The following is an 8864-nucleotide window of genomic DNA, read 5'->3' on the forward strand; positions in this document are numbered from 1 at the left end:
ATGAATTATTTTTTTTCGTTTTTCACTTTTCAAGAACACTTTTTACTATTTCTGATTCAGTTTACTTTGTTTTTATGTTTTTGTATTGATATTGTGAATTATTTTCTTTTAATCGTTGTTTTTATTGGGTGTTATTGATGTTTTCTTAGAATCTTTTATGAAATAAATATTGTATACTTGTGATGCGAAAAACTTTAAGATATGAATGTAAAAAAACTACTCACTGCAAAAGTAAACATTTCGAAAGGAGGGACAAGCCTTCTTAAAAATGCTGCTGTTGCTTTTCTGGGATTATACTCGTATTCGTTTTACGGGCAGGTGCAGAAATTAGATTCCAGATTTGATATTCTCCTGAAAAATAAAGAAAATGTATCGAAAGGAAAAGCCGTTAAAGAGCTGGAGCGTGATGATATGAAATTAGACCGGCATCTGGTCGTTACTTCCAAAGGAGCCCAAACCATGTATTCATGCATCATTTATACAAAAAGTCCGGAAAAACTGAAATCTGACGGTATTCTGGTACAAAGCCAGCTGCCTGATTTTGCAACCGCTCTGGTTACGATTGATGACATTGAAAAACTCATGCAGCTTCCGTATGTGACTTCCGTAATGGCACCTGCATTTGATGTGCTTCATAATGATGTGAGCAGGGCCCAATCCGGAGCAAGCCTTTTGCAGGATGGGGTTTTCAATAATACAGCGTATAACGGTACCGGAATTCTGGTTGGAGTTTATGATACGGGAATAGACTGGAAACATCCTGACTTCAGAAAAGTAAACGACCAGACCAAAAGCAGAATTGTTTCCATCTGGGACCAGACAATTACCGCACAGGGAACAGAAGCTCCTCCCGCAGGATTTGCAACAGGAGTGGAATATACAAGGGCTCAGATTGAAGATGAACTGGATGGAACTCCTACCGGTTTTGTACGTGAAAATGATATCAACGGTCACGGAACCCACGTAGCAGGAACAGCTGCCGGAAGTGGGGCAGGCTTTGCAGACCGCAGACATAAAGGTTTTTCTTCTGATGCAGATATTGTTTTTGTAAAAGGCGGAAACGGTTCTTTCCCTACCACAAATACCATTAATGCCTTAACCTATTTCCGGAATGTAGCTACTGCACTGAACAAACCTATTGTAGTGAATATGAGTATCGGAGGACAGGGAAGTGCTCACGATGGAACGGCTTCCCACGAAGTGGCGGTCAACAATTTTACCACCTCGGCCCCGGGAAGGGTAGTAGTGATTTCAGCAGGAAACGATTACGGAGCCAATCTTCACAGGAAAGTGGATATTGCACCGAATGCTGCGCAGTCTTATGCTTTTACAGTGGGCAGCAATACATCCGCATCTTCCGTATTTGCATTTTTAATGTATGCGAATAATGATACCGCTGTTACCGCGAAATTAACGACTCCTGACGGGCAGCAATATACACAGAATATCAGCACGAATACGGCACACAGTATTTTGGGCGGGGGCTTTACGGCAAGCATGTATAACTACTGGAGTACAGATAATAATAAACGTTATGTGCAGTTGGTGATCAGCAGAAATGTGGGTTCTACAGCGAACTGTCAGGGGAATTATACGCTGGAAATTACCAATAACGGAACCCAGCAGATTACCACTCATGGTTGGCTATACAGTACAGGAACAGGAGTTTCAGCAACATTACAGAATGGAGATAATGAATATATAGTAGGAAGTCCCGGTAATGCGTCCAATGCAATTACAGTGGCATCCTATATGGGAAGAGCAAGCTGGTACACGGCTGCAGGCGGCTATTATACCCTTACCCCGCAGGAATCGATCTCATCATTCAGTTCCCAGGGACCGAGAGTGGATGGCTTTCAGAAGCCTGATATTACAGGTTCAGGGCAGAATGTGATTTCTTCAAGATCAAGCAATTCCGCGCCGGGAGCTACTGATATTATCAACGGGACCAGTTTTTATGTGAAAAATCAGGGGACAAGTATGTCATCGCCGGGTATAGCTGGAGCTGTGGGCTTATTATTGCAGGCCAATCCGGGATTAACAGCTGCGCAGGTAAAAAGCCGTCTTACTTCTAATGCAAGAAAAGACGGAGCTACAGGAAATGTACCTAATGCAAGATGGGGATATGGAAAACTCGATATCTATAAGGCAGTGACGGATGAATTGGGATGTGTAGAATCCAATTTTGAAACAGTGACCTATGATGAACCCTACATCATTGCTAATACAGAGAATAACAATTACTTTGACAATACTGCGTTGGCAGTGAGATTTACACCGGCATTAACCGGGAAGCTGGGTGGTTTTTCCTTTTTAACAGGGACTTCCACTATTCCAAGCGATATGGCGGTGGATATTCAGATCAGAAAAGTAGATGCCAATGGTGATCCGGGGGAGATCATTGCTACAAAAACAGTAACTTCATGGGTGAATGACATCCAGAGATTTACATGGAATTATGTGGATTTATCCGGTTTAAATGTACAGATGGTAACCGGAAAAGACTTCTATATCGTGGTGAATGGTCTCAGCGGAAGAATTTCCATGAAAAACGAATCGGTGGCGTCCAGCGGAAGAAGCAAAACATCAGCCAACGGAACCACCTGGTCTGCAAGAACCTTCGACCTTAAAATGAGAGCAACGGTGTATGAAAACGTAGCTGAAGTTAAAGTTCTGGCGACATCCAATCAGAATAAAACATCAGCAGTATCAGCAGGAAACAATTATTTCACGAACAATTGTCAGCTGATTTCAAGAGTGGAAAAAGAAACAGCAAGTACAGTGGCGGGAGATCTTACTTCTAAAGTATGGGTAGATAATGCACAGCCTGGCTATATTTCAAGAAGATATGAAATGAATCCTGCGGCCAATGCTGCCACGGCTACAGGAAAAGTGACCCTGTATTTCAAACAGGCGGATTTTGATGCCTATAATCTGACTAATCCGGTGAAATTACCTACTTCACCTACAGATAATGCCAATAAAGCCAACCTTATTGTTGAAAAATATTCAGGAACAAGCGCAGGAAATACCGGAACTACAGCATCTTTCGGAAGTACTGCTGCAGTGATTACTCCTAATGTGGCTGATATTGTATGGAATGAAACCTACCAATACTGGGAAGTGAGTTTTCAGACCACTGGTTTCGGAGGATATTTTGTGAAAACCAACGCTACAGCACTGGGCACAGCGGATGTTAAATTGAATTCAGATGTTAATATCACACCAAATCCTGCAAAAGACTTTGTGAATGTTGCACTGGGGAGATATTCTAAGGCGGATGTAGCTATTTATGACGCCTCCGGAAAATTGGTTAAAACTGCTGCAGTAACTAATACTGCAGGAAGGATTGATGTTTCAGGTTTGGTGAAAGGAGTGTATCTGTTTACTATCACTTTAAACGATAATACAAAATTGACCAAAAAAGTAGTAAAAGAATAAGCGTCGGATATCCGGTACAGATCATATGGAAAGCAGCAGTTGTATAACTGTTGCTTTTTTTATATTTGTTCAAAAATAGAATCAATGCCGGGTAAAATTTTTTTCGCATGTTTTTTTGCAGTCGTTTTTATTCTTCAAAGTTTTACAGGAACTGATAATGTTCATCCTTACCATGTAGGATCGGTGGAGATTAATTATAATTCAAAATCCAGGACCTTCGAGGTGACCGGCCGGTTTTTTCTTGATGATTTAGAAAACGGACTGGGCAGAAAATATGGAAGCTCTTTTCATTTTAATGACGAAAAATATAAAGCTAAACTGAATGATGCCCTTGAAAGATACTGTGCAGAATATTTTAAATTGAAGGCTGACGGCAGGTTTTTAAAAGTAAATTATGTTGGCTACGAAGAAGACAGCGAGTCGGTCAATATTTTTCTTGAATCCGAAGCCGTTTCTGCTCCCAAAAAACTGGAGGCGGCCGTGAGCTTTCTGTATAACCTTTTTGATGACCAGATCAATATTGTCCATATGATCCTGAACGGACAAAGGAAAAGTGAAAAACTTACCTATCCCAATCGTTACCTCTATCAGCAGTTTTAGAAGAAACCTTCTCCGGTTTATTAATTCAAGGTTTATTCGCACGAATATTAAATCACTAATAAATGAAATATTGTATTAGTGTGTTAGAGTTTGTAATACATTTGATAATATTAAGTTTTCAATATAATTGATAAATAATTAATGATTTTAAATTTATAAATAATTTTTAGTTAATTTATTATTAATTTACATAATTTATGTTTAAAATTAGTTATATTTGTTTGTGCTGATTCCACGCATTTAATTTTATTCGATTTTTATAAATGAATATTAATGTGTGATTAGCGTACGGTTTTGTTAGAGGTATGATTTGAATTTTTACAGAAAATATTAAAAACTCATAAGTATGAAACCAATTTATTCTTTACTGGCTTTATTCGTAATGTCTACTGTTTGCTTTGGTCAGGTAGGTATTGCGACAAACAATCCGCAATCAACATTGGATGTTACCGGAAACGGAACCTCCACTGCTACTAAAGACGGAATGATGGCTCCAAGGATTACCAGGCAGCAGCTGGCAGCCAAAGTAGCGGGAACTTATACCGCAGCACAATCAGGATCCATGGTTTACGTTACAGATGCTACCACACCTACCGGAACCATTCCAAGTGTAGCACAAACGGTTGAGATTACCGCAGCAGGCTATTATTTTTTTAACGGAACCCTGTGGAAGAACGTCAATGACAATATCGTCAATCTTTACAATTCAAACGGAACACTTACAGGACCAAGAACCGTTACGCAGGCTGCCAATACGCTTGCTTTTACGGGAACTGCGGTTAACGCTTTTTCCGTAGACGGGACTACTTTTTCTGTAGATGCAGCCAATGACAGGATAGGAATCGGAAACAGTGCACCGGTGGTGAAACTTGATATTGTAGGAACTACATTCGGGATGAAAAGCGCTGCGGGAAGTGGAAGCTGGGATAATATCTGGTTTAATGTTACTCCAAGTATTCCTTCCATTAATGCATCCGGAGCAGAATCAGGACTTCAGTTTAATGTGGGGGCGAACTCTACAGGAACATATGGAGACGGACAAACCCTGACAACAGTCGCTACAATGCTGTCCAACGGAAATATGGGCGTAGGCTCCACAAGTCCCACAAGAAAGCTTCATGTAGAAGGAAGCAGTTTATTTAACGCAGCAGTGACCACATCGGTGACAAAAAATGCCATTGACATTAATATCGGGCAGGATGGTTTTGGTTATGGGAACAGAACCGATAATTTCGGGATTAATGTGAGGTCAGCCTCTACGGTGGGAACCGGTGCTGTGGCCAGAATAAATTTCGGAGATGTGAATACAACGACTGCCGGTCTTGGAAAATACCTTTCCTTCAGTGTAGGAAATGGCTTAAATGAACTGATGTATATGACAGATAATAACGGCGGAAGAGTAGGAATCGGAACCACAACGCCTACAGAAAAGCTTCATGTTATCGGAAATATCCTGGCTTCAGGAACCATTACGCCTTCAGATATCAGAATCAAGAAAGATATTGTCGATAATTCGTACGGATTAAAAGAAATTCTCGGGTTGCGTACAATCAGTTACAGATATAAAGACGAATCATTAAGTAAGGACAAAAAAGTAGGATTTGTTGCACAGGAAATAAAAGCTGCTATGCCCGAACTGATAACAACAGCCAGTGATGAGATGAAAACCCTTGGGGTAAACTATGCTGAAATGACGGTTATTCTTACAAAAGCAGTCCAGCAGCAGCAGGAAATGCTTCAGAAACAGGAAGAAATGCTGAAAAGACAGCAGGAGCAGATCAATTTCCTGAAAACAGAAATCAAAAAATTGAAAACCCATCTATAATCCCATTAAATTTTCATACAACAGGCAGGATAAGGCAGCAGATTCTAACAACACAAATAAAAACACTTACGTTCCCTGTGAGTGTTTTTTTATTGGTGATCCAACTGCAGCAGCGTATTGATCCCTTTAGCGTGGGCAAGAAGATCCGGAAAAAAATCGTTGTAACATTCCTGCAGAAAAGGTTTGTTTTTCAGGAAGGCTTCATAAACGGGAATGTCAGGATCCAGATATTTAGCTTTATGAAGAACATTCCGGATGCTGAATTTGATTCCCCAATCCTCACGGTAATTATACAGCCAGTCATCTTCTTCCATTTTTACCAGCATCTTTTTAAAATTTTCCGGAAGCCATTCCTGATGTTCGTTCAGAACCCTATAAACCCTTAGTGAATGGGCTTTCCATTCGGCCGTAGAATGGAGGCTGAGGTCTGTGGCCACGAAATAATCCATCGCAACATCTACAAAAGCGCCTGCGTACAGCCTTACTAAAGGAGAAAAAACTCTTTTGGCTTCATGAATGGCAGGATGCGAATCTGTGAACGTATCTACCGCCCTGTGTAACGTAATACCGTCCTGGATCTCCTTCGGAAAAGAATAACGGTCTTTGTTTCTGATAAAATCCTCAAGAAACTGTCCTACAATCTGGCCGTCCGAAAAACTGAGAAAAGAATGGGCTAAATAATTCATAAACGAATATAGAAATTTTTAGAGAATAACCTGCCATCAGAAAAAGTCTCGACCCAGACTCCCTGATCGGTTTCCCTATATTTAAAATCAATCTCATTCAAAATCATTTCCTCAGGAGAAATAATGCTGAGGTAGAGCTCATCATCGCTCACAAGACTTAGGTATTGGACAGGATGAGAAAAGTTGTTTTTAATCTGGAGGTCTTTATAACCATAAACCACCGTAGAATCGGCACCCAAAGGGGTAAAACGCTCTTCTTCTTTATAAATATCGATGGAATGCGGATATCTTTCAATAACAGTCAATCCCGCCTGCAATGAAGCATAATACAGAATGGATGAAAACTGGCAGATACCACCACCAGTGCTGCTGGAGATATTATTTTTAATCAGATTTCTGCCTTCCTTGAAATTATTTCTTTCCGTAGGTTTCCCGATTAATTTCCAGAAAGAAAATACTTCCCCGGGATAGATAACCAGATGATGGATCTTATCACTCACCACTTTTAGATTGTGAATTTTATTTTCATTGAATGCCCCCTTCTTGATAGGCTGCTTAAGCTCAATGCGATGATTACCAAGATGTTCCTGATGGTACTTATCTGAATAGCGGTGACCTGATTTTTGCTCCTCAAAATACCGCTGTATTAATCTGATCCTTAGTTTTAAAGGATCAGGGAGCCATTTTTTTAGGACCCGTTTCATTTCTTTTCCAGTACTACAATGTGATACGACGCCCATTTTTTCAGGAAACTCCTGCACAGCAGAATGTCCAGGGGCAGGAAGAATTTCCTTAAGCTTTTGGGAAGCCTGTGAACCGGAAACAGCAAAACGCCCGTTGTACTTTTAAGATTCCACTGGCTGTCCGTTAATATTGAAACTTCCTGGGAAGTAAAACTGTTGCCCGCATGCCAGTCTTCCTGAGGCGATATGGTCTTTCTTCTGGCTTTTGTGGGGAAATCAAAAATCAGAACTCCGCGGTTATTTAATTTCCGGAAGCATTCATTGAAGAATCTTGTGGTTTCCTCTTTCGTTTGGTGCATGATTACGTGAAAGCAGAAGATACAATCAAATTCAGTATCAAAAGGAATGTTTGAGATTTCTCCGGCAGCCGTTATTTTTTGCGGATGTTTTTTTGCAGCAATGGCGAGCATCTTTTCGCTGAAGTCTGTACCGTGGGTGGCAAACTCCAGCAACCGTCCCGTTCCACATCCCAGATCCAGAACTTTCTGATATTTTTTACCTCTGAAAAAAGAATTCAGAAATGCTTTTTCCTGCTGGTCAATATATTTCCCGTAGGAATTTTCAAAGCGGTTTTCATCGTAAGTGTCGGCAAGGTGATCATAGTATTCATGGATACTGTTATTCATGATTTGAGTTTCTTTATATAAAAATAAATAATCCCCCGTAATCTTTCAAAAAATATCCACTTTTAAATCTTATGCTTAACATTGCCCTCAATCTTCTAAGCTCCGGTTTTTCCTTGTAAATCTTAATGGATCCTGTTTTGCTACTTTTTATTCCTTCTTGGTATTTTTAATTCTTACACAAACATATTTATTCAATAGAAGCGGGCTTTAGCCCGCTTTCACTATTAATAAAATAAAACGGCTTTAGCCGAAACTTAAGTTCCAGGATTTTCGTATATCCTGTTATGTAATTTAAAAAAATCTGCTTTATCTGCCTGATCTGCGTGAGGTATTTCATTACCATTATTTAAATTGAGAAACATTGCTTCCTCGATGATCATATAATCCAATCTTATTTCCTGGCTCTTCCTGGAATAATTCCTCAATTATAATCCTATTTTTCCAACGCTAAGCTGATATCTCCTTAATGTGGATAACTCCATATTATATGCAGTTTACATTAAATCAGAACCTTACAAGGGTATTTATCCCCAATCCCCGCTGTATATGAATTTTATGTTAAATAAACTTGTTTCGTGTGTAGATAAGGGTGTATCTTTGCCCCACTGAAAACGAGAGTATTTGGTAAGCGCAGAAGAGCTATTAAAGAAGCGAAATTATTTACACTACTTAAAAAAAGATACATACCAAAAAGCTTTTAATTTTTATTCAGATAAAAGTTGTGGGATTTAAAAAAGTTTGTATCTTTGCAGTCCGGTTCGCCGGGGCGCAGGAGTAGATAAGGATAGGGTTTTTAAAAGAGGTTAAGGTTACTAAAAAAAACTTTAAAATTTTCTTCAAAAACATTTTGTCATTAGAAAATAAATAATTACTTTTGCAACCGCAAATAAGGAATAGAACGACAGAAAGAAAGTTCTTTATTAAAGCGGAAAGAATAAAGATC

The 8864-nt window shown here is 39.5% G+C and carries 6 protein-coding genes; 3 read left to right on the forward strand and 3 right to left on the reverse strand.

From position 1 onward, the window contains the following. The first annotated feature begins 201 nt into the window (after positions 1-201). The 3 genes from B7E04_RS01495 to B7E04_RS01505 all read left to right on the forward strand — a co-directional run bounded on the left by B7E04_RS01495 (position 202) and on the right by B7E04_RS01505 (position 5866). On the forward strand, positions 202-3441 hold the full coding sequence (locus B7E04_RS01495; protein ID WP_080776882.1) for a S8/S53 family peptidase: 3240 nt from the start codon (positions 202-204) through the stop codon (positions 3439-3441). Between the two features lie 84 nt (positions 3442-3525). Continuing rightward, complete coding sequence (locus tag B7E04_RS01500; protein WP_080776884.1) at positions 3526-4041, forward strand: DUF6702 family protein; 516 nt, start codon at positions 3526-3528, stop codon at positions 4039-4041. A 346-nt stretch (positions 4042-4387) separates the two neighbouring features. After that, positions 4388-5866 (forward strand): tail fiber domain-containing protein, encoded by a 1479-nt coding sequence (locus tag B7E04_RS01505; protein ID WP_080776886.1) that lies wholly within the window; start codon positions 4388-4390, stop codon positions 5864-5866. An 89-nt stretch (positions 5867-5955) separates the two neighbouring features. Here the strand turns inward: B7E04_RS01505 and B7E04_RS01510 are convergent, their stop codons facing one another. Genes B7E04_RS01510 through B7E04_RS01520 form a run of 3 tightly spaced genes read right to left on the reverse strand, consistent with a single transcriptional unit; the run spans position 5956 to position 7921 of the window. Continuing rightward, positions 5956-6552: an acyl carrier protein phosphodiesterase gene (locus tag B7E04_RS01510; protein WP_080776887.1), complete on the reverse strand. Its 597-nt coding sequence runs from the start codon at positions 6550-6552 to the stop codon at positions 5956-5958. Further along, a complete protein-coding gene (locus tag B7E04_RS01515; RefSeq protein ID WP_165439395.1) occupies positions 6549-7256 on the reverse strand; it encodes a VanW family protein in 708 nt (235 codons plus the stop codon). The genes B7E04_RS01510 and B7E04_RS01515 overlap by 4 nt, the downstream gene beginning before the upstream one ends. Continuing rightward, positions 7253-7921: a class I SAM-dependent DNA methyltransferase gene (locus B7E04_RS01520; protein WP_080776891.1), complete on the reverse strand. Its 669-nt coding sequence runs from the start codon at positions 7919-7921 to the stop codon at positions 7253-7255. Before B7E04_RS01520 ends, B7E04_RS01515 begins: the two co-directional genes overlap by 4 nt. Positions 7922-8864: the final 943 nt, after the last annotated feature.

Source organism: Chryseobacterium phocaeense, assembly GCF_900169075.1.
Lineage (GTDB): Bacteria > Bacteroidota > Bacteroidia > Flavobacteriales > Weeksellaceae > Chryseobacterium > Chryseobacterium phocaeense.